Genomic DNA, 19,738 nt, shown 5'->3' on the forward strand with positions numbered 1-19,738 from the left:
AAGAGTCAAATCTTGCGAGATCAATGCGTTCCGGGGCTCAGCATATGACACAGATTGCGGTCCAGCCAGCCGTCCACCGCCGGCACCAGCCCTGGTACAAGATCCTCTACGTCCAGGTGCTGATCGCGATCGTGCTCGGCGTGCTCATCGGCTATTTCTATCCCGATCTCGGCAAGGCGTTGAAGCCGCTCGGCGACGGTTTCATCGCGCTGATCAAGATGATGATCGCGCCCGTCATCTTCTGCACCGTGGTACACGGCATCTCCTCGATGGGCGACCTCAAGCGTGTCGGCCGGGTCGGATTGAAGTCGCTGATCTATTTCGAGACGGTCTCGACCGTCGCGCTCGCGGTTGGCCTGCTGGTCGGGGAGATTCTCCAGCCCGGACACGGCTTCAACATCGATCCCGCCACGATCGACCCGAACTCGGTCGCGACCTACGTCACCAAGGCCAAGGAAGAGGGCATCGTCGCCCACCTGATGGCGATCATTCCCGACAGCTATCTCGGCGCCATCGCGCGCGGCGACCTGCTGCAGGTGCTGCTGATCTCGATTCTCTCCGGCTTCTCCATTGCCTTCCTCGGCAAGGCCGGCGAGCCCATCGCGGCGGCGATCGACAAGGCGGCAAAGATGTTCTTCGGCATCATCCGCATCATCGTGCGCGTCGCGCCGGTCGGCGCGTTCGGCGCGATGGCGTTCACCGTCGGCGCCTACGGGCTCGGCTCGCTGCTCAACCTCGCCGCCCTGATCGGTACGTTCTATCTGACCAGCATCCTGTTCGTGCTGATCGTGCTGGGTGCGATCGCGCGACTCGCCGGCTTCTCGATCCTGCGCTTCATCGCCTATATCAAGGACGAGCTCCTGATCGTGCTCGGCACCTCGTCCTCGGAGACGGTGCTGCCGCAGATGATCCAGAAGATGGAGCATCTCGGCGCCTCGCGCTCGGTGGTCGGCCTCGTGATTCCGACCGGCTACAGCTTCAACCTCGACGGCACCAACATCTACATGACGCTCGCGACGCTGTTCCTGGCGCAGGCGACCAACACGCATCTGACCATCTGGCAGGAGCTCGGCATTCTCGGCATCGCCATGATCACCTCGAAGGGCGCCTCGGGCGTGACCGGCGCCGGCTTCATCACGCTCGCCGCGACGCTCTCGATCGTGCCTGATATCCCGATCCAGTCGATCGCGATCCTGGTCGGGATCGACAAGTTCATGAGCGAGTGCCGCGCGCTGACCAATCTGATCGGCAATGGCGTTGCCTGCGTCGTCATCAGCATCTCCGAAGGCGAGCTCGACCGCGAGGCGCTGCACGAGACCATGGCGCATCCGCTGGAGATCGGCGAAGCGCTGGAACCGGGTGGCCGTGCGTGAGGCCACGGCAGTCCGGTTACGACCGCGGTAGTTTTCCGGAGTAGAAATTTGGTGCGGCACGCGTCACAACAGTGACGTTGGGATCACTGATTGATACTCATTTCTTTCCACCCGACGCGCTGGGGGCAGGGCGTCGGGTTTTTATTGCTCGAATGTCGGACCTTTGGACACGTTCGCCGGTGAGATCGAATCGACGCGTGATCCCGATCGCCTGCAAAAATGCCTCGTCATGACTGACGACGAGCAGAGCACCGTCATAGGCTCTCAAGCCTGCTTCAACGGCCTCGATGGCCTCGATGTCCAGATGATTGGTCGGCTCGTCCAGGATCAGCAGAGACGGCGGCGTTGGCCCGCCCAGCACGCAGGCCAGGCCGGCACGAAGCATCTGCCCGCCACTGAGACGTCCGACTTCTTGCAAGGCAGCATCGGCGCGAAACATGAACCGCGCCAGCGCGGCATGGCATTCATTCGCGCCCGCCTTCGGATTGAGACGACCGAAATTCTCCAGGATCGAGATCGCGGGATCGAGCAGGCTGACCTTCTGGTCGAACAACGCGAAGTCCGGCCTGACCCTCACGGTGCCAGAGAGTGGGCGCAGCTCGCCCGCCACGAGTTTCAGCAGCGTCGTCTTGCCGGATCCGTTCGGGCCGACCAGCGCGATCCGCTCCGGCCCGACGATGGCGAATGAGAGATCGCGCAAGACCGGCCCGCCGGCCGATAGCCGGCGCTGACCCGGTCCAGTCAACGCACCTCCCTGCCCGCCGCCAGGACAGTCGAAGCAGGCATGGAATTCCCCGTGGGCAAGGCGGATGAGCGTTGCGGTCGGGTTAAATCCATGGCTGCGAATATCCTGGTTGAGGAACTCCCCAAGTAGTCCCATCGAAGGACGAGATCAAGGCGGCGGCACAAGGAGACAACGGCGCGAGCGGCGCTGCCGTCCTTCGTCGCCGTGCGCGATCAGCCCTTGAGCGCGGTGACCACCACCTCGATCAGCGCGCCGCCGCCGAGATCGGCGACGCCGACGGTGGCGCGGGTCGGCAAATTGTCGCCGAAGAACTCGGTCCAGGCTGCATCCATCTCTTTCTTCTTCGACAGATCGGTGACGAAGATCGAGGCGCTGACGACGCGGCTCTTATCGGTGCCGGCCTCCTTCAGATAGCCTGCGATCTTGCCGAGGATGTTGCGGGTCTGGTGGCCCATGGAAACGCTGGTGTCGTCGGCGATGGTGCCGCCGACGAAGACGAAGCCGTTGGCTTCGACCGCTCGGTGCATGATGGGCGTCCGGATGCTGCGGGTGATGCTCATGATGTCCTCTTCTTAGAGAGTGGATGGATGGAAGCGGTCGATGCCGAGATCGCTGACGCGGGTCTGGGTGCCGCCGTTGACGATCAGCTCAGCCATGACGGCGCCGGCGCCGGGGCCGAGCTGGAAACCGTGCAGCGAGAAGCCGAACTGGTGATAGAGGCCCCTGTGGCGGCCGCTCGGCCCGAACACCGGGATGTCGTCCTTCATCTTCGCCTCGATGCCGGCCCAGGCGCGGACGATGGTGGCGCTGCGCATCACCGGAAACAGCTCGAACACGGTCTGCGCGCTGGTCGCAAGGCTCTTCCAGTCGAGCACCGTCTCGTTGCGGTCCTGGTAGGGTGTCGCGAGATGGCCGCCGCCGATCAGCACGGTGCCGTTCTTGAACTGCTTGAAGGAGAGCTTCCGCCCGCGCAGGATCACCACGGGATCGATGAAGTGCGGCACGTGCGAGGTGATCATCAGCATCGGCGCGACGGTCTCGACCGGAACGGGCTCGCCGAGATCAGCCGCGATCTTGCCGGCCCAGGCGCCGGCCGCGTTGACCAGCACCGGCGCGGCGTAGCTGTCCGATCCGACATCGACATGCCAGAGGCCGTCGCTGTGGCGGATGTTGCCGGCCGCCACGCCCTCGCGCACGGTTGCGCCGAGCTGCTCGGCCTTGCGGCGGAACGCGGTCGTGGTCTGCGCCGGATTGGCCGCGCCATCGCGGCGCGAGACCACGCCGCCCGGACAGGTCTCGGCCACCGCGGGCACCAGCCGGCGCAATTCGGCGGCGTCGATCAGCTCCTCGTGGGTGAAGCCGAGCGCGTTGAGTTCTGCCACGCGCGCGCGGCAGACGGCGAGCTCGTCCTCGTTCTCGGCGACCAGAACCTGGCCGTGGCTCTCGAAGCTGCAGTCGTCGTCGAGAAGATCGTTGATCTTCTCCCAGATCCCCATCGAACGGATCGAGAGCGGGATCTCGGGGATGTGCCTCGCGAGCTGGCGCACGCCGCCGGCGTTGACGCCGGAGGCGTGGCGGCCGGCATAGTCCTTCTCGATCAGCACCGGCTTCAGGCCGGCGAGGCACAGATGCAGCGTGGTCGAGCACCCGTGGATGCCGCCGCCAATGACGATCGCATCCACGTTCTTGCTCATCCGCGCACCACGGCCTTCACATCGGCCTCGCTCTTCGGGACAGCGGCGAGCTCGGCGAGCGTGATCGGCTTCACCGGCGCGCGCAGCCGGTAATAGCCGATCTCCTGAGGGGTTTTACCGCGCGCCTGCGCCATCAGCTCGGTGACGGTGAGGCCGCAGAGACGGCCCTGGCACGGGCCCATGCCGGTGCGGCGATAGGCCTTGAGCTGGTTCGGTCCGGTCGCACCGATCGCGACGGAGTCGAGAACGTCCTTGGCCGTCACCTCCTCGCAGCGGCAGACGATGGTATCGCCTGAGGGAATGCGGAACGGTGGCGACGGGCGGAACAGCGTATCGAGGAACAGGCGGCCACGCTCGGCCCTGGCGAGATCGGAGCGGAGCGTTGCCATCGCGGGAAGTTTTGCGGCAGAAGCGGGCGCCAGCGCTTCGACTGCGGCGCGCGCGGCAATGCGACCGCGCACCACGGCTGCATTGGCACCACCGATGCCGGCGCCGTCGCCGGCGATCGCGATGCCCGCGACCGACGAATTGCCGCTCGCGTCGAGCACCGGCGACCAGCACAATTGCAGATCGTCCCAGCGATGCTCGATGCCGGCCGCCATTGCCAGGTTGACGTTGGGCACGACGCCCTGATGCAGCAGCAAGAGATCGGCGGGAATGGTCTCTCGCTTGCTGCCGGCGACATAGCTGACACTCGCGAGCTGACCGTCGCCAGCCGCAGCAAGCTCCGTGATGCCGGAGACGACCGGCACTTTCGCCTGCACCTCGCGCATCATAGACAGGCCCTTGGTGAAATAAGGCGATGTCATGAACGCGAAGGCGTGCGGCAGCGCGGCGAAATAATTGGCGCGCTCGGTGGTATCGAGGATGCGATCGATGCGGCCACCAAGGCGCAAAATCTGCGCGGCCAGCAGCCAGAGCAGCGGCCCCTGCCCCGCGATCACCGTGCGGCCATCGGGCACCAGCGCCGAGGACTTCAGCATGGTTTGCGCCGCGCCGGCGGTCATCACGCCCGGCAGCGTCCAGCCCGGGACCGGGAACGGGCGCTCCAGCGCGCCGGTCGCAAGGATCACGCGCTTGGCCTTGACGAAGGCGGAGGCGCCGCCGATCGAGACGGCGATGTCGAGATTGCGGTCGAGGCTCCAGACCGTCGCACGCTGAATCACTTCCGCGTTGCTCGCGCGCAGCGACTGCACGAGATCGGCGCCCACCCAATAGTCGGCGCCGAGCTGGTTGCGGTCGGTGACCGGCGTCGAGGCGATCGCACGAAACACCTGGCCGCCGGGGCCGATATTCTCGTCGAGCAGCAACGTCGTGAGACCTGCTTCGGCGGAGGTCGCAGCAGCAGCGAGGCCGGCAGGCCCGGCGCCGATCACGACGACGTCATATTCTTCGCGCTTGGGAGCCACAGTCATCTTCCGATCTCCCGCTTGCCCTTCTGGATCTCGACCTGCATGCCCTCGACGACCGGCACGAGGCAGCCCTGGCGGTTGCCGACGCCGTCGATGGTGACGAGGCAGTCGAAGCACACGCCCATCATGCAGTAGGGCAAGCGCGGCGCACCGCTGACCGCGGTGGAGCGCCGTGCGTCGCGGCCAGATGCCAGCAGCGCGGCCGAAACGGTGTCGCCCTGGCGCGCCGCGACGGCAACGCCGTCGACGAAGATCTGCACCTGTGGCCGCTTGTCCTGGTCGGATCGTCTAAACATGGGATGCCTCGTGGCTCCTTAAAAATCACTAGTAGCCGCTGCTGTTGGCAGCGCCTGCGCCAGCAAAGCGGCTGGCCGAGAACGCGCCGACCAGCTCGGGCTCGAGCGCGCCCTGCGCCACCATGCGGGCGATCTCGAAGGCGTGGTTGGAGGCGAGCGTGACGCCGGAATGGCAGCAGGCCACGAAGGCGCCGGGATGCGTCTCCGACTGGTCGTAGATCGGAAAGCCGTCCTGCGGCATGACGCGGATGCCGGACCAGCTCCTGACCACGTTGAGCCGCGCCAGATGCGGAAACATGCGCTGCGCGCGATCGGCCATCACGCCGCTGATCGAAGGCTTCAGCGTGCGATCATCCAGCTCGTCCTCCTTGCTGTCGCCGATCATCACCGTGCCCTCGTCGGTCTGGCGGATCGTGGTCAGCGGATGCGGCAGAAACGGCATGGTGCGCTCGGTCACCACCACCTGGCCGCGGGTCGGCCCCATCGGCGCGTAGAGACCGACCATCGGCGCCAGCGCCTGGTTGGCATTGCCCGCGGCGAGCACGATCTTTTCGGCACGCAGCTCGCCGTTGGGCGTGGTCAGACGGAATTCGCCGCCGCTCTTGCTTAGCGCCGAGACCGGACGCTCCGGAAAATAGTCGATGCCGAACGCCTTGAAGCCGGTGTGAAAAGCGCGGAACGTGCGCAGCGAATTGACGTGGCCGTCGAGCTGGCAATAGCTGCCGCCGGAGACCTCGGGCCCGATCAGCGGCAGCGCCTTCTTCACCTCGGAGGGCCGCAGCATCTCCATCTTGTAGTCCGCCGCACCGGCCTGGTTGTGCATGCGCTTGACCAGTTCGGCACGCTGACCGAATTCGTCCTCGCCGAGGGTGAGATGAAAGCCGCCGTTCTGCTGCAAGGCAACGTCAAGACCGGTCTGCTGCTTCAGCTCGGAGGCGAGCCGGCCCCATGCCTGCGAGGCCTGCACGGTCCAGACCGTATAGGCGGGCATGCCGAGCCCCTTGCTCTGCACCCACACCAGCGCAAAATTCGCACGCGAGGCGCGCTTCGTGATGTCGCCTTCGTCGAGCACGGCGACGCGTCTGCCGAGCCGGCCGAGGCCCCAAGCAATGGCGGAGCCGAGCAGACCGCCGCCGACCACGGCGACGTCGTAATCCGTTCGCATAGGTTCTCCTATCGTCCCGTATCGCCCTTGCCGGCCAGCACACGGTCGAGCCCGTAGAAGCGGTCGAGCAGAATGAGGGCGGACATGGTAACAGCGATCACGCAGGCCGAGACCGACGTCACCAGCGGATCGATGTTGTCCTGGATATAAAGGAACATGCGCACCGGCAGCGTCTCGGTGCCGGGTGCCGCGAGGAAGACGGTCATGGTGAGATCGTCGAAAGACTGGATGAAGGCGAGCGCCCAGCCGCTGACGACCCCGGGCAGGATCAGCGGCAGGGTCACGCGGCGGAACAGCGTCCAGCCGCCGGCGCCGAGCGAGACCGCTGCCATCTCCACGGTGCGGTCCATGCCGGTTGCGGCTGCCAGCGTCAGCCGCAGCGCGAACGGAAACACGATGATGACATGCGCGACGATGAGCGCCGCAAAGCTGCCGCCGAGACCGGCCGAGGTGAAGAAGCGCAGGAAGGCGATGCCGAGCACGACATGCGGGATCATCAGCGGCGACAGGAACAACGCCGCCAGCGCATCGCGGCCCCGAAAGCGATAGCGCGCGATCGCCAGCGCCGCAGGCACGGCGAACAGCAGCGACACGAACGAAGAGAGCGCCCCGAGGCCGAGGCTGACCCAGAAGGCGTGGATGAATTCGGGGTAGTTCAGGATTGTCCTGAACCAGCGCAGCGAAAAGCCGTTGGTCGGCAGCGACAGAAAGCCTTCGGGCGTAAAGGCGACGAGGCAGACCACCAGGATCGGCGCCACCATGACGATGACGAAGACAGTGTGGAAGATCAGCGCGAGCGGACCGTTCCGGCTCATCGGAACACCTCCGCATAGCGGCGCTCGATCAGCGCGTTGCTGCCGATGACGATCAGCACCAGCGCGACCAGCAGCAGCGTCGCGACTGCTGCGCCCAGCGGCCAGTTCAGCGTGTTGAGGAACTCGTCATAGGCCAGTGTCGCCGCGACCTTGAGCCGGCGGCCACCGATGATCGCGGGCGTCGCGAAGGCGCTGGCCGACAGCGAGAACACGATGATCGCGCCCGACAGCACGCCGGGCATGATCTGCGGCATGATGATGCGGCGTATGATGGTGAAAGGTCCGGCGCCGAGCGACATCGCGGCGTTCTCGATCTGCGGATCGAGCCGCTGCAACGCCGCCCACACCGACAGCACCATGAACGGCATCATCACATGCGCGAGCGCGACCACCATGCCGGTTTCGGTGAACATGAAGGGAATGGGGGAGCGGATCGCGCCGAGCGACATAAGCAGCTTGTTGACGAGGCCCTTGTTGCCGCCGAACAGCAGCGCCCAGCCGAGCGTGCGCGCGACGACGGAGATCAGCAGCGGCCCGAGGATCACCAGCAGGAAGAAGCTCTTCCAGCGGCCGCTCATGCGGTTGAGGATGTAGGCTTCGGGCGCACCCAACAATGCGGTGAGCAGCGTCGTCAGGACCGCGATCCGAAACGTCCGCCAGAACATCTCGGCGTAATAGGGGTCCGTCGCGATCTCGTGCCAGTTCTTCAGGATGAAGACCGTCTCGATGCCCTTGTACTGGCCCCAATCGTGGAACGACAGCATCACCGTCATCGCCAGCGGGATCAGCAACACGCCGACGAACAGCATCAAGGCGGGCGCGGTCATCGCCCATGGCGCACGTGCGCTGCGCTCCTCGGCGGCCATGCTCATGCGCCGGCCCTCGCGCGCACGCTCATGTCCTCCGGACGCCAGGTGAGGCGAACCGCATCGCCTTCGGCCGGCTGCGCCTTGCCGTCATTCTGCCGGATCACGATCGCCGGGCCGCATTCGCTGTCGCACTGGAACAGCCAGTGATTGCCCTGGAAGATGCGCGTGATGATTTTTGCGCTGAGCCCTGTATCGCCGAAGCCGATTCTCTCGGGGCGAACGCTGACGGTGACGGGACCGCCGAGCCCGGCCGGCGCCGGCGCGCGCCAGGAGCCCGCCACCAACTGCGCCAGCGAGACGGTCCGGTCGATCGTTCCGGCAAAGTCGTTCGTCTTGCCCAAGAACTGCGAGACGAAGGCGGAGGCCGGCTTCTCATAGGTTTCCTGCGGCGTGCCGATCTGCTCGATCTTGCCCTGGCTCATCACCACGATGCGGTCTGACAGCGACATCGCCTCGTTCTGGTCGTGGGTGACCAGGATCGTGGTGGTGCCGACGGTGCGCTGGATCTGGCGCAGCTCGATCTGCATCTCCTCGCGCAGCTTGGCGTCGAGATTGGACAGCGGCTCGTCGAGCAGCAGCACGCTCGGCTTGATCACCAGCGCCCGCGCCAGCGCCACGCGCTGCTGCTGGCCGCCGGACATGCGGCGCGGATGGCGGTCCTCATAACCGGCGAGCCCCACCATCGCGAGCGCGGCACGGACGCGCTCGGCCCTTTCAGTGCGCGGCACGGCACGCATCTCGAGGCCGAACGCAACGTTCTCGGCCGCGGTCATATGCGGAAACAGCGCGTAGCTCTGGAACACGATGCCGAGGCCACGCTTGGCCGGATGGATCGCGGTCAGGTCCTTGCCCTCGAGGCGAATCGCGCCGCGCGTGGGATCGAGGAAGCCCGCGATCATCTGCAACGTCGTGGTCTTGCCGCAGCCGGACGGGCCGAGGAAGGAGATGAACTCCCCCTTCCTCACCGACAGGCTGAAGTCGTCGACCACAGTCTGCGCGCCGAACTGCTTGGCGACCCGATCGAGCTCGAGATAGACCATGACGCTGTCTCCGCGGCGGCCGATCAGCGCTCGACCTCGCGATTCCAGCGCTTGGTCCACTCCTCGCGCTTCTCGTTGATCACGGTCCAATCCGGATTGTAGAGCTTCGCCGCGCGCTCGCCGATCGGCGCCATCTTGCCGAGCTCGGGCGGGATCACCAGCGATTTCAGCACCGGGCCGTAGCCATAGTCCTTCAGCATCACGAGCTGGATTTTTGGATCGAGCAGCATCTTGACGAAGCTCGCGGCGAGCGGCGAGGCATTCGGCTTGGTGATCGGGCATGCGGTGGTCAGCAGCGTCGCCGCGCCTTCCTTCGGGTAGACGAAGTCGACGGGGAAGCCGGTATTGGCAAGGCTCTGCACCCGGCCGGTGCCCCACACCGCGATCACGGCCTGGCCCGACTGGAACAGCTCGGTCATCTTGCCGGGCGACGGCTCATAGGCGAGCACGTTCGGATTGATCTCTTCCTTGAAGATCTTGAAACCGGAATCGACATTGCTCTCGCCGCCGCCGTTCATCTTCGACAGCATCACCAGCGCTTCGAGACCGTAGGTGTTGTTGATCGGCGGGATCACGAGCTGTTTCGCGTATTTCGTGTCCTTCAGATCGTTCCACGAGGTCGGCGGCGCCCAGCCTTTCTCGGCGAACACCTTGGTGTTGTACATCAGGCCGGTCGCGACGATGCCGATCGCGACCGCGCGATCGTCCTTGAAGCGCGCGGTGTCGTAGAGATCGGCGGGCAGGCCGTCGAGCTTGCCGCAGAAGCCGAGCTGGATCGCCTGGTACATCGGGCCGTCGTCGACGATGGCGACGTCGATCTGCTGGTTGCCCTTCTGCGCCTGGAGTTTCGCCAGCGTATCGGTGGAATTGCCGGCGACGTATTCGACCTTGACACCGTTCGCCTTCTCGAAGGCCGGGATCACCTCGTCGCGGATGGTCTTCTCGAACGAGCCGCCATAGCCGGCGACATAGAGCGTTTTCTGCTGGGCCGAGGCGACCGAGGGGGCCGCAACCAGCGCCGCGATGCTGACCGCTGTCAGGAGGCGAAGAGTCTTCATATGGACCGATCTCCAATACCGGAATGAGGTGACGTGCCGACGAGTCTCGCTGGCTGGAGCGTCTTTCCGCATTTCCTTCCGCGCCAATCCGTTTCCGACGGGGATCCGGCCCCCATTCGGCGGTTTTGGCGCGATCTGGAGGTTGGAACCCCTCCAATCTGCCGAAAAAGCGGGCCGACCCCAGTCCTGATGAAAAAGATCGCAACCTATACTTCCATCGTCCAATGAATAATGGCACCCTTTGCATGCCAAAATGTTATGATTGGAATTGGGGATGGCGCGGATCAATTCGCGGCAGGTGGAGGCCTTCCGGGCGACGATGCTGACCGGCAGCGTCACCGAGGCGGCGAAGCTGATGGTGGTGACACAGCCTGCGGTGAGCCGGCTGCTGCGCGACCTCCAGGCGCTGCTGAAAATGGAGTTGTTCGAGCGGCGCGGCACCGGCCTTGTGCCGACCGCCGCAGCGATGGCGCTCTACACCGAAGTGGAGCGCTCCTTCGTCGGCCTCGAGCGCATCACCGCGGCGGCCGAGGAAATCCGGGGACGCCGCACCGGCTCGTTGCGCATCGCCGCGCTGCCGGCGCTGGCGAACGGATACCTGCCCCGCCTTGCCGGACATTTCCTGATGGAGCGACCGAATCTCAACCTCGCCTTCTTCGGCGTGATCTCGCCGATCGTGGTCGATTGGGTATTGAACAACCAATGCGACATCGGCTTTGCCGAGGTGCCGATCGCGCATTCCGGCTTGCCAAGCCAGCGGCTGCCGGCTCTGGCGCGCGTGGCCGTGCTGCCGACCGGTCATCACCTTGCGGAGAAGGAAGTGCTGGAACCGCGCGATTTCGAGGGCGAGACGTTCATCTCGCTGTCGGCGGGATCGTCGAGCCGGCATCTCGTCGATCAGGTCTTCCACCGCCACGATGTCCGCCGCGTGCTCAGGGTCGAGACCACGCTGTCGGAGATCATGTGCGGCATGGTCTCGTCGGGGCTCGGGGTCTCGATCTGCGATCCCTTCACCGCGCAGGAATTTGCAACGCGCGGCGTCGTCGTGCGGCCCTTCCTGCCGCGCATCGATTTCGAATTCTCCGCCGTCTTTCCCGCGCAGCGCAGCCCCTCGCCGGTGGCGCTCGACCTGGTCGAGACCATGCGCAAGGCGCTGCTGGAGTTTGAGGATTAGGACTTGGGTTTGAACAGTGCAGCTACAAGCTCGCGGCAACCTCTCCCGCAAGCGGGAGAGGGAGCGCACCGTCTTCGTGGCACCGGCAGCCCTTCACCCGTTGAACGCCGCCTGCGCTTCCGGCAAATCCCAGATCTTGCCGATCGCGGCGGTGCCGGCCGCCGTGATCGCCGCTTCATCGGCGCCGAGATAGCGTCCGTCGTTAACCAGCACACGGCCATCGACGATGACCTGATCGATATTGGCGCGGTTGGCGAGCGCGATCAGCGCGCGGCGCGGATCGAACAGCGGCTGGAGATGCGGATGGGTGAGATCGACGACGGTGAGATCGGCGGTCGCGCCCGGCTCGATCCGGCCGAGATCGGGGCGCTTGATGACATCGGCGGCGATCGCCGTGTTCGCCTCGATCAGTTCCGGCGAGTTGGCGACGTCGGGGCGCGCCGCGGTGATCTTGGAGATCAGCGACGCCGCATTGAGCTCGCCGAGCAGGTCCATGTTGTAGCCGTCGGTGCCCACCACGGTTCGCACGCCGTGCTCGGCGAAGCGGCTGAAGGCGGCGGTGATGCCGGCACGCGCGAACACGCGCGGGCAGTTCAGCACGGTCATGCCGCGCGCAGCCATCAACTCGAGATCGTCGTCACTGCTGAACATGCAATGCGCCGCCATCAGATCGGGCGCGAGCAGGCCGAGCCAGTCCAGATATTGCGCCGGAGTGCGGCCACCATAGCGCTTGCCGATGGTCTCGACCTCGGCGCGGCTCTGCGCCATGTGGGTCGTGATGGGGACACCGAGCTCGCGCGCCCGCGTCGCGCACGCCTTCAGAAGATCAGGACCGCAGGTGTCGGTGGCGTGCGGGCTCATCGCAAGCGAGATGCGACCGTCGCCGCGATTGTTCCAGCGGTGATAGAGCGCGTCCCACGTCGCCATGTCGGCGGCGCCGTCGTCGCCGGAATAGCGTACCACGCCATCCTGGCCGGCCTTGGCGTCCGACGTCGAGAACAGATAGGGCGCGCCGTAAAAGCGTATGCCCATCTCCTCGGCGGCGTCGAACATTTCCGGGATCGAGTTGCGGAACGGCTCCATCACCGTGGTGGCGCCGCCCTTGAGGAGCTGGAGGATGCCGAGCCGCGCCACTGCGAGGCGCTCCTCCGCCGACAGGATATCGGCGCCACGCTTGGTGAGCGGCAGCAGCACCGTGTAGACGATGCTCTGGTTGTTCTTGCGGCCGTTGCCGTCCTCGGTGTGGCTGCGCGCCACCGCTTCTGAGAAGCAGTGATTGTGCAGGTTGAGCAGGCCCGGCAGCACCAAGCGGCCGGGACGGTCGTAGACCTGATCGGCACTCGGCTTGTCGCGCGTGACCGCGGCGATCCTCTTGCCTTCGACCAGAACCCAATGGTCGCGCAGCACGTCCTGCGCGCCGTCTTTCCGTGACAGCACATAGCTGCCGAAGATTGCTGTGGTGCTCATGCGGGGCGTACGTTCCAGAACACGGCGGTGCCGTCGAGAATCCCGGTGATGGCTTTGCGATAGGCAGTCGGCTGCTTGTACAGGCCGATCGGAATATAGGGGATCTCCTCGAACGCCACCGCCTGGATCTCGCGGCAGATGCGCTGCTGCTCGGCGAGCTCCGAGGCTGCCAGCCACTGGCTGCGCAACTCGCCCATCTTCGTGCTCGCATACCAGCCGGCGACCTTGCCTTCGCCGCGGATGTTGGTGTTGCCGGCCGGGTTCAGCCAGTCGATGCCCTGCCAGTTGCCGACGGCTGCGCTCCAACCGCCCTGTCCGATCGGGTCTTTTTTGAGCTGGCGCTGCAACACCACAGCGAAATCGAGCCCGGCATATTCGACATTCATGCCGGCCTTGCGCAAGCTATCGACCGCGATCTGGCCGAGCGGCTTCTGCGCCAGCGAGTTGGTGGGGACGAGCAGCACGATCTTCTCGCCGTTGTAGCCGGCGGCCTTCAGATCCGCGTTGACCTTGTCGTAGTTGCGCGGGCCGCGGAATACGTCGAGGCCGCCGTCGCTCGCCATCGGCGTGCCAGGTGCGAAATAGCCGATCGGCGAGACCTGGAAGGCCGGGTCGGTGCCGGCAACCGCGGTCATGAACGCGGACTGGTCGATCGCGCCGAGCAGCGCGCGGCGGATGGCGGGATTGTCGAACGGCGGCTGCAGATGGTTGAGGCGCAGCATGCAGGCATAGCCTCCGGGGTCGAGGATGCGCGTCTCGATGTCGCCTGCGGCCTTGATCACCGGCAACAGATCGTGCGGCGTGGTCTCCTGCCAGTCTTGCTCGCCGGTCTGGAGCGCGGCGACGCCGGTGCCTGCATCGGGCGTGGTGGTCCAGACCACGCGATCGTAATGGACAATCTTCGGCCCGGCGGTCCAATCCGGCTTGCCGTCCGTGCGCGGCTGGTAGCGCTCGAACCTGGCGTAGGCGTTGCGCGCGCCCTGCACGCGCTCGTCGGCAAGATAGCGGAACGGGCCGCTGCCGATGACCTCGGTGAGCGGCTTGAACGGGTCCTGGCTCGCCAGCCGCTCCGGCATCATGAAGCAGGCGTTGATCGCGGCCTTGCCGAGCGCCTGCGGCAGCAGCGGGAACGGTCGCTTGAGACGGAAGCGGATGGTGCGGTCGCCGGCGGCCGAAAGCTCCGCAGTCGCTTCGAGTAGTTCACCGCCAAAGCCGTCGCGCGCCGCCCAGCGGCGGATGCTGGCGACGCAGTCGCGCGCGAGCACGCGCTCGCCATCGTGCCAGAACAAGCCGTCGCGCAAGGTGAGGTCCCACTGGAGCTGGTCACCGGAGATGGCGTGACCCGACAGCATCTGCGGCGAGACCTGGAGCGACGAACTCATGCCGTAGAGCGTGTCGTAGACCATAAAGCCGTGGTTTCGCGAGACCTGCGCGGTCGAGTAGATGGGATCGATGAAGGCGAGGTCGATGACGGGGATGAAGCGCAGCGTGGATTGCGATTCAGCGCGGACGATGCCCGGCAGCGACAGCGCCGGCACGGCTGCGGCGGCCTTGAGGAGCGAACGGCGGGAGATGAGCATGACAAGAGGCTCCTAGTGCGGTGATATGCAGCGGCGTTGACGGTCTGCTCCCTCCCCCGTCTGCGGGGGAGGGTTGGGGAGAGGGTTTTTCCGCAACGGAACAGTCCCCAAGAGGAGAAAGCCCTCACCCGGCGCTACGCGCCGACCTCTCCCGCAAGCGGGAGAGGTGCAGCGAGTAGGCCGCCCGAGCGATATCAAACCACCAGAATGCACCATTGGTACTTACGTGTTCAACAAGACCGCGCCGATGGCAGCCGCGACCGCCTGCTGCGCCGGCTCGACCACGGGCACGCCGATCGCCTGCGCGATGGCCGCGCGGTGCGAGGCCATGCCGGCGCAGCCCATGACCACGACATCGGCGCGGCATTGCGTGACGAGTGCGCGGCCGGCGTCAATCAGGCGGCCGCGGATGTCGGCACCTGCCGTCTCGGCCGCACTCGCGCCGACCGACCAGCTTCCGGCATAGCGGCTGTCGACACCCATCACGCGCGCCATGCGCTGCTGGCGGCGGATGCTCGACGGCGACAGTGCAATGACGCCGAAGCGCTCGCCCAGCATCAGCGCGCGGAAGATGGCGCATTCGGCGATGCCCATGACAGGACGGCCAGCGGCCGCCTCGCGTACCGCATGCAGGCCGGGATCGCTGAAGCAGGCGAGCACGAACGCATCTGCATCGTCGCGCGACACGCGGTTCACCAGCGGCATGACGACGCTGTCGGCGTCGCGCTGCGAGTTGATGCCCGGCGGGCCCTCGGCAAGGCCGACCACCTCGATGTCAGGCCCGCCGGCGATACGCAGTGGCGCGACCGCGTCGTCGATCGCCGCCGTCACCGACGCCGACGAGTTGGGGTTGATGACGAGGATGCGGCGATGGGTCATGGCTTGGCTCAGCGGTTGGACGCTTCGTGGCGCAGGAAGTTTTCCGCGATCTTCTCGCCCGTCGTGATCCAGACATCGGGGCACGACTTGGCGTAGGTGAGGAACTCACGCAGCAGGCGCAGCCGCATCGGACGGCCGCTGCATTGCGGATGCAGCACCGTCGTCACCATCGCACCCCAGTCGCGGACCTCGTCCAGCTCGTCTTTCCACATCGAGAGCACATGCTCCTTGGGGAAGATCGAGCGCGGGCTGAAGCGGGCAGAGAGGCCGTGCATCCAGTCGTCATAGCTCGCAGTCACCGGCAGCTCGATCGTGCCGGGCTTGCCGTCGGCGAGGCGATGGCGATAGGGCCTGACGTCGTCGCGGAACGAGGACGTGTAGACAATGCCGTGGCGCACCAGCGCAACGCGCAGCTCCTCGGTGAACTCGCCGTAAGGCGCGCGATAGCCGGTCGGCTTGACACCGAGCCGGCGCTTCAGCGCCTCGAAGCCGCGCTCCAGCTCCTCCTCGATCCAGGGATCGCCGGGATCGGGCAAGAGATGGTGATAGCCGTGATGGCCAATCTCGTGGCCGGCCTTCAGAATCGATTCGGCCATCGCGGGATGTGCGTCAACCGACCAGCCCGTGACGAAGAAGGTCGCCTTGAGATCGAGCTGGTCGAGCAGCTCCAAGAGCTTCGGCGTGCCGACACGCGCCTCATAGCCGCCATAGCTCATGGTGATGAGCCGCTGCGCATGACCTGCGTCCTTGCTGGTCCAGGCGCTTTCGGCGTCCACGTCGAACGACAGGAACATCGCCGACTTGTACGGCTTCGGCCAGGGATATTCCGGCGCGGGATCCGCGGTGTTGGCCGGGACCAGCGGGATGCTCTTGAGTGCCTTACTGTCCAGCATTGATGGTCGCCTTCTCTAATCCGTTGTCATTGAGTTTCCACTTGGCCAGCAGGGTCTTGTAGGTGCCGTCGGCGATCAACGCATCGACGGCTTCGAGGATGGCCTGCTGAAGTGCCTTTTCCTTGACCGGCAGCGCAATGCCCGTGAACTGCGACGCGAAGGGGACGCCGACCGGCGCATAGGTGCCCGGCTCGAGATCCATCAGATAGGGCAGCGTCTCGTTGCCCTGCACGGCGGCATCGATACGCCCCTGCCTGAGCTGCGTGCGCGCATCGGCCGATCCGTCGGTGCCGACGATCTGGACCGGATTGCCGCCGCAGTTCTTCTGGCTCCACTTGTCGATCTCGGCCGGAAACATGGTCCGGCGGCTGGCGCCGACCTTCTTGCCGCACAGCGCAGCCATGTCCTTGAACTCGGACGCGCGGGACTGCTGCACGAAGAATTTTGGACCGCTGCGCAGATAATCGACGAACGACGCGATCTCGTGCCGGTTCGCATAGTCGGTGAAGCCGGACAGGATGGCATCCACCCGCCCCGTCGAAATCGACGGCATGAATTCGGCAAAGCTGGTCTCGGTCCATTCGATCTTGACGCCGAGCTTGCGGCCGATCGCCTCGCCGAGATCGATGTCGAATCCGGACAGCGCGTTGGTGGCGGGATCGCGGAACTCCATCGGCGGATAGTTCGGCACCAGCGCCACCTTGAGGCTGCCCCGCTTGGCAATATCAGGCGGCAGCTCGATCGCCGTCACCGATGCGCTCATGGCGCCGAGGAACGCCGCCGCAACCAAAATCCGCTTCATCACCACACCCCCAATGTCAGATCACAGCCGAAAGAAATGCCTTGGTGCGCTCCTCGCGCGGCGCACCCAACACGTCCGAGGCGCGGCCCTGCTCGATGATCGCGCCCTGGTCCATGTAGACGACGCGGTCGGCGACCTCGCGCGCGAAGCCGAGCTCGTGCGTCACCACCATCATGGTCATGCCGCTCTTCGCCAGCTCCTTCATGACCGCGAGCACCTCGCCGACCAGCTCGGGATCGAGCGCGCTGGTCGGCTCATCGAACAGCATCAGCATCGGCTTCAGGGCGAGCGCCCGCGCAATCGCGACGCGCTGCTGCTGCCCGCCGGAAAGCTGCGCCGGGTATGAGTCCGCCTTGGCCGCCAGCCCGACGCGACGGAGCAGCTCGAGCGCCTCAGTGCGCACCTCTTCTGGCTTGCGGCCTTGCACCTGGGTCGGGCCTTCGGTGATGTTCTCGAGCGCAGTCTTGTGCGGAAACAGGTTGAAGCGCTGGAACACCATGCCGGTCTTCAGCCGCTGCCGCCCGATCTCGCGCTCGGAGAGGCGGTGAAGCTTCCCACCGTGCTCACGCACGCCCAGCAGCTCGCCGTCGAGCCAGATGCCGCCGGCATCGATCGTCGCGAGCTGGTTGATGCAGCGGAGCAGCGTGGTCTTGCCGGAGCCGGAGGCGCCGATCAGGCACATCACCTCGCCGGGCCAGACGTCGAGCGAGACATTCTTCAGAGCCTGGAACTCTCCAAAATTCTTGCTGACAGAGCGGATCGCGACGAGGGGTTTTGTCATCGCGCGAGCCGCAATGTGCCGCGCGCAAAGCGGCGCTCCAGCAGCATCTGCAGCGGGGTCAGGATCGAGACCACGAGCAGATACCAGAGCCCGGCGACGATCAGGAGCTCGATGACGCGGGAGTTGGCGTAATAGATGTTCTCTGCGTTGTGCAGCAGCTCCGGATACTGGATCACGCTCGCAAGCGATGTCGCCTTCACCATGCCGATGAACTCGTTGCCGAGCGGCGGGATCACCACCCGCATCGCCTGCGGCAGCACAATCCGGCGCAGCGCGCGCAGCCGTCCCATGCCGATTGCCTGCGCCGCCTCATATTGTCCGACGTCGACCGACAGCATGCCGGCGCGCATCACTTCCGAAGTATAGGCGCCCTGGTTGATGCCGAGCCCGAGCAGCGCCGCGAGGAACGGCGTCATGACGTCGACGGCCCGCGCGCTCCACAGGCCGGGAATGCCGATGGTCGGAAACACCAGCGCGAGGTTGAACCACAGCAGCAATTGCAGGATCAGCGGCGTGCCGCGGAACAGCCAGGTGTAGCCGGCGGCCACCGACTTCAGCACCGGATTGGGCGACAGCCGCATGATAGCGACGACGATACCGAGAAAGATGCCGAGCATCATTGCCAGCACTGCCATCACCATGGTGTTGACGATGCCTTCGAGGATGACCTTCACGGTCAGGAAGCGGCTGACATAGGACCACTCGATCTGGCCGTTCGCAAACGCGCGCACGATCGCCGCCAGCACGAGGACGATCAGGGCCGCGCTGATCCAGCGAAACCAGTGCGGCTCGCGCGCGATCCGCATGCCCGACAGATCGGGAAATCCCTCCGCGAGAGCCGGCGTCGGCTTCATTGCGGCGCCGCGTTCAGCATGGGCTGCGCAACCGCGTTGGCGCCAAGGCCCCATTTGTCGAGAATGGCCTTGTAGGAGCCGTCGGCGATCATCGCCGCGAGCTTCTCCGTCACCACCTCGCGCAACGCCGCGTCGTCCTTGCGGAACATGATGCCCTGATAGCCCCTCGCGAAGGCCTCGCCGACGATGCGGTATTTGCCGGGCTCCTGGGATTGCGCATAAGGCAGCGTCTCGCTGCCCTGCACGGCGGCATCGATGCGGCCCTGCTTGAGCTGGTTGCGGACGTCGATCGAGTTCTCGCCCGGAACGTACTGGATCGCCGGTTTGCCGGCCGGCTCGCAATTCTGCTTGCTCCACTTCTCGATCTCGGCCGGGAAGCTGGTGCTGCGGGTGGTGCCGACCTTCTTGCCGCAGAGATCGGTCGCCTCCTTGGCGGCGTTGTCCGCCATCACGAAAAACTGCGGACCGGTCGCGAGGTAATCGACGAAATCGGCGGTCTCTCGCCGCGAGGCGCGATCGGAGATACCGGAGATGATGAAATCGGCGCGCTTGGTCTGGAGCGAGGGGATCAGCTCGGCGAACGGCGTCTCGCTCCAGACGATCTTGAGGCCGCCGAGCCGCTTGGCGAGCTCGTTTGCGAGATCGATGTCGAGCCCGACCAGCTCGTTGGTCGCGGGATCGCGATATTCCATCGGCGCGTAGGTGGAGTTGACCGTGAGTTTCAGCGCGCCAGCCTGCTTGATCTCGGCCGGCAGCTCGGCGGCTTGTGCGGAGGTCACCGCGGCCAGCGCGGCAACAGCGAGAGAAAATGAGAGGCGTGTCATGTCAACTTCCTTGCCCA

General features: G+C 65.7%; 19 protein-coding genes and 1 pseudogene. 2 read left to right on the forward strand and 18 right to left on the reverse strand.

Annotated elements, in window-relative coordinates; genetic code table 11:
• The first annotated feature begins 44 nt into the window (after positions 1–44).
• A complete protein-coding gene (locus tag ACNJYB_RS31870) occupies positions 45–1,373 on the forward strand; it encodes a dicarboxylate/amino acid:cation symporter (RefSeq protein WP_439370478.1) in 1,329 nt (442 codons plus the stop codon).
• Between the two features lie 97 nt (positions 1,374–1,470).
• Here the strand turns inward: ACNJYB_RS31870 and ACNJYB_RS31875 are convergent.
• The 10 genes and pseudogenes from ACNJYB_RS31875 to ACNJYB_RS31920 form a co-directional block, all read right to left on the reverse strand.
• Positions 1,471–2,147, reverse strand: a pseudogene (locus ACNJYB_RS31875) (ATP-binding cassette domain-containing protein); the annotation flags it as partial.
• A gap of 183 nt (positions 2,148–2,330) precedes the next feature.
• The gene (locus ACNJYB_RS31880; protein WP_439370479.1) at positions 2,331–2,678 is read right to left on the reverse strand and encodes a RidA family protein; all 348 of its coding nucleotides are present in this window, start codon (positions 2,676–2,678) and stop codon (positions 2,331–2,333) included.
• Positions 2,679–2,690: 12 nt separating this feature from the next.
• Complete coding sequence (locus tag ACNJYB_RS31885; protein WP_439370480.1) at positions 2,691–3,812, reverse strand: NAD(P)/FAD-dependent oxidoreductase; 1,122 nt, start codon at positions 3,810–3,812, stop codon at positions 2,691–2,693.
• Positions 3,809–5,227 carry an NAD(P)/FAD-dependent oxidoreductase gene (locus tag ACNJYB_RS31890; RefSeq protein ID WP_439370481.1) on the reverse strand — a complete coding sequence of 473 codons (1,419 nt, stop codon included), beginning with the start codon at positions 5,225–5,227 and terminating at the stop codon, positions 3,809–3,811. The genes ACNJYB_RS31885 and ACNJYB_RS31890 overlap by 4 nt, the downstream gene beginning before the upstream one ends.
• Entirely contained in the window at positions 5,224–5,520 is a 297-nt protein-coding gene (locus ACNJYB_RS31895) for a (2Fe-2S)-binding protein (RefSeq protein WP_439370482.1), read from the reverse strand. The genes ACNJYB_RS31890 and ACNJYB_RS31895 overlap by 4 nt, the downstream gene beginning before the upstream one ends.
• A gap of 28 nt (positions 5,521–5,548) precedes the next feature.
• Positions 5,549–6,685: an NAD(P)/FAD-dependent oxidoreductase gene (locus ACNJYB_RS31900; RefSeq protein WP_439370483.1), complete on the reverse strand. Its 1,137-nt coding sequence runs from the start codon at positions 6,683–6,685 to the stop codon at positions 5,549–5,551.
• Between the two features lie 8 nt (positions 6,686–6,693).
• Entirely contained in the window at positions 6,694–7,500 is an 807-nt protein-coding gene (locus tag ACNJYB_RS31905) for an ABC transporter permease (protein WP_439370484.1), read from the reverse strand.
• A complete protein-coding gene (locus ACNJYB_RS31910; protein WP_439370485.1) occupies positions 7,497–8,372 on the reverse strand; it encodes an ABC transporter permease in 876 nt (291 codons plus the stop codon). Before ACNJYB_RS31910 ends, ACNJYB_RS31905 begins: the two co-directional genes overlap by 4 nt.
• Positions 8,369–9,409, reverse strand: coding sequence for an ABC transporter ATP-binding protein (locus tag ACNJYB_RS31915; RefSeq protein WP_439370486.1), 1,041 nt, complete (start codon positions 9,407–9,409; stop codon positions 8,369–8,371). Before ACNJYB_RS31915 ends, ACNJYB_RS31910 begins: the two co-directional genes overlap by 4 nt.
• A 23-nt stretch (positions 9,410–9,432) precedes the next feature.
• The gene (locus ACNJYB_RS31920) at positions 9,433–10,467 is read right to left on the reverse strand and encodes an ABC transporter substrate-binding protein (protein ID WP_439370487.1); all 1,035 of its coding nucleotides are present in this window, start codon (positions 10,465–10,467) and stop codon (positions 9,433–9,435) included.
• Positions 10,468–10,741: 274 nt separating this feature from the next.
• Here ACNJYB_RS31920 and ACNJYB_RS31925 point away from each other — a divergent pair, with 274 nt between their 5' ends.
• Entirely contained in the window at positions 10,742–11,641 is a 900-nt protein-coding gene (locus ACNJYB_RS31925) for a LysR substrate-binding domain-containing protein (protein ID WP_439370488.1), read from the forward strand.
• A gap of 93 nt (positions 11,642–11,734) precedes the next feature.
• On the opposite strand, the gene ACNJYB_RS31930 is transcribed toward ACNJYB_RS31925, so the two are convergent.
• The 8 genes from ACNJYB_RS31930 to ACNJYB_RS31965 all read right to left on the reverse strand — a co-directional run bounded on the left by ACNJYB_RS31930 (position 11,735) and on the right by ACNJYB_RS31965 (position 19,721).
• The gene (locus tag ACNJYB_RS31930) at positions 11,735–13,108 is read right to left on the reverse strand and encodes an amidohydrolase family protein (protein WP_439370489.1); all 1,374 of its coding nucleotides are present in this window, start codon (positions 13,106–13,108) and stop codon (positions 11,735–11,737) included.
• Positions 13,105–14,688 (reverse strand): ABC transporter substrate-binding protein, encoded by a 1,584-nt coding sequence (locus ACNJYB_RS31935; protein WP_439370490.1) that lies wholly within the window; start codon positions 14,686–14,688, stop codon positions 13,105–13,107. Before ACNJYB_RS31935 ends, ACNJYB_RS31930 begins: the two co-directional genes overlap by 4 nt.
• Before the next feature lie 222 nt (positions 14,689–14,910).
• Positions 14,911–15,567 (reverse strand): aspartate/glutamate racemase family protein, encoded by a 657-nt coding sequence (locus tag ACNJYB_RS31940; RefSeq protein ID WP_439370491.1) that lies wholly within the window; start codon positions 15,565–15,567, stop codon positions 14,911–14,913.
• An 8-nt stretch (positions 15,568–15,575) separates the two neighbouring features.
• The gene (locus tag ACNJYB_RS31945) at positions 15,576–16,460 is read right to left on the reverse strand and encodes a polysaccharide deacetylase family protein (RefSeq protein ID WP_439370492.1); all 885 of its coding nucleotides are present in this window, start codon (positions 16,458–16,460) and stop codon (positions 15,576–15,578) included.
• Positions 16,447–17,262: an ABC transporter substrate-binding protein gene (locus tag ACNJYB_RS31950; protein ID WP_439370493.1), complete on the reverse strand. Its 816-nt coding sequence runs from the start codon at positions 17,260–17,262 to the stop codon at positions 16,447–16,449. The genes ACNJYB_RS31945 and ACNJYB_RS31950 overlap by 14 nt, the downstream gene beginning before the upstream one ends.
• 16 nt (positions 17,263–17,278) lie before the next feature.
• Positions 17,279–18,043 carry an amino acid ABC transporter ATP-binding protein gene (locus ACNJYB_RS31955; RefSeq protein ID WP_439370494.1) on the reverse strand — a complete coding sequence of 255 codons (765 nt, stop codon included), beginning with the start codon at positions 18,041–18,043 and terminating at the stop codon, positions 17,279–17,281.
• Positions 18,040–18,897, reverse strand: a complete 858-nt coding sequence (locus ACNJYB_RS31960) for an amino acid ABC transporter permease (protein ID WP_439370495.1) — start codon at positions 18,895–18,897, stop codon at positions 18,040–18,042. Before ACNJYB_RS31960 ends, ACNJYB_RS31955 begins: the two co-directional genes overlap by 4 nt.
• Positions 18,894–19,721 carry an ABC transporter substrate-binding protein gene (locus ACNJYB_RS31965; protein WP_439370496.1) on the reverse strand — a complete coding sequence of 276 codons (828 nt, stop codon included), beginning with the start codon at positions 19,719–19,721 and terminating at the stop codon, positions 18,894–18,896. The genes ACNJYB_RS31960 and ACNJYB_RS31965 overlap by 4 nt, the downstream gene beginning before the upstream one ends.
• Positions 19,722–19,738: the final 17 nt, after the last annotated feature.

Source organism: Bradyrhizobium sp. SMVTL-02 (assembly GCF_051853005.1).
In the GTDB taxonomy this organism is placed as follows: Bacteria; Pseudomonadota; Alphaproteobacteria; order Rhizobiales; family Xanthobacteraceae; genus Bradyrhizobium.

Coding starts and splice junctions, on each gene's coding strand:
- ACNJYB_RS31870 (WP_439370478.1), top strand. CDS start 45: ATGACACAGATTGCGGTCCAGCCAGCCGTCCACCGCCGGCACCAGCCC.
- ACNJYB_RS31880 (WP_439370479.1), bottom strand. CDS start 2,678: ATGAGCATCACCCGCAGCATCCGGACGCCCATCATGCACCGAGCGGTC.
- ACNJYB_RS31885 (WP_439370480.1), bottom strand. CDS start 3,812: ATGAGCAAGAACGTGGATGCGATCGTCATTGGCGGCGGCATCCACGGG.
- ACNJYB_RS31890 (WP_439370481.1), bottom strand. CDS start 5,227: ATGACTGTGGCTCCCAAGCGCGAAGAATATGACGTCGTCGTGATCGGC.
- ACNJYB_RS31895 (WP_439370482.1), bottom strand. CDS start 5,520: ATGTTTAGACGATCCGACCAGGACAAGCGGCCACAGGTGCAGATCTTC.
- ACNJYB_RS31900 (WP_439370483.1), bottom strand. CDS start 6,685: ATGCGAACGGATTACGACGTCGCCGTGGTCGGCGGCGGTCTGCTCGGC.
- ACNJYB_RS31905 (WP_439370484.1), bottom strand. CDS start 7,500: ATGAGCCGGAACGGTCCGCTCGCGCTGATCTTCCACACTGTCTTCGTC.
- ACNJYB_RS31910 (WP_439370485.1), bottom strand. CDS start 8,372: ATGAGCATGGCCGCCGAGGAGCGCAGCGCACGTGCGCCATGGGCGATG.
- ACNJYB_RS31915 (WP_439370486.1), bottom strand. CDS start 9,409: ATGGTCTATCTCGAGCTCGATCGGGTCGCCAAGCAGTTCGGCGCGCAG.
- ACNJYB_RS31920 (WP_439370487.1), bottom strand. CDS start 10,467: ATGAAGACTCTTCGCCTCCTGACAGCGGTCAGCATCGCGGCGCTGGTT.
- ACNJYB_RS31925 (WP_439370488.1), top strand. CDS start 10,742: ATGGCGCGGATCAATTCGCGGCAGGTGGAGGCCTTCCGGGCGACGATG.
- ACNJYB_RS31930 (WP_439370489.1), bottom strand. CDS start 13,108: ATGAGCACCACAGCAATCTTCGGCAGCTATGTGCTGTCACGGAAAGAC.
- ACNJYB_RS31935 (WP_439370490.1), bottom strand. CDS start 14,688: ATGCTCATCTCCCGCCGTTCGCTCCTCAAGGCCGCCGCAGCCGTGCCG.
- ACNJYB_RS31940 (WP_439370491.1), bottom strand. CDS start 15,567: ATGACCCATCGCCGCATCCTCGTCATCAACCCCAACTCGTCGGCGTCG.
- ACNJYB_RS31945 (WP_439370492.1), bottom strand. CDS start 16,460: ATGCTGGACAGTAAGGCACTCAAGAGCATCCCGCTGGTCCCGGCCAAC.
- ACNJYB_RS31950 (WP_439370493.1), bottom strand. CDS start 17,262: ATGAAGCGGATTTTGGTTGCGGCGGCGTTCCTCGGCGCCATGAGCGCA.
- ACNJYB_RS31955 (WP_439370494.1), bottom strand. CDS start 18,043: ATGACAAAACCCCTCGTCGCGATCCGCTCTGTCAGCAAGAATTTTGGA.
- ACNJYB_RS31960 (WP_439370495.1), bottom strand. CDS start 18,897: ATGAAGCCGACGCCGGCTCTCGCGGAGGGATTTCCCGATCTGTCGGGC.
- ACNJYB_RS31965 (WP_439370496.1), bottom strand. CDS start 19,721: ATGACACGCCTCTCATTTTCTCTCGCTGTTGCCGCGCTGGCCGCGGTG.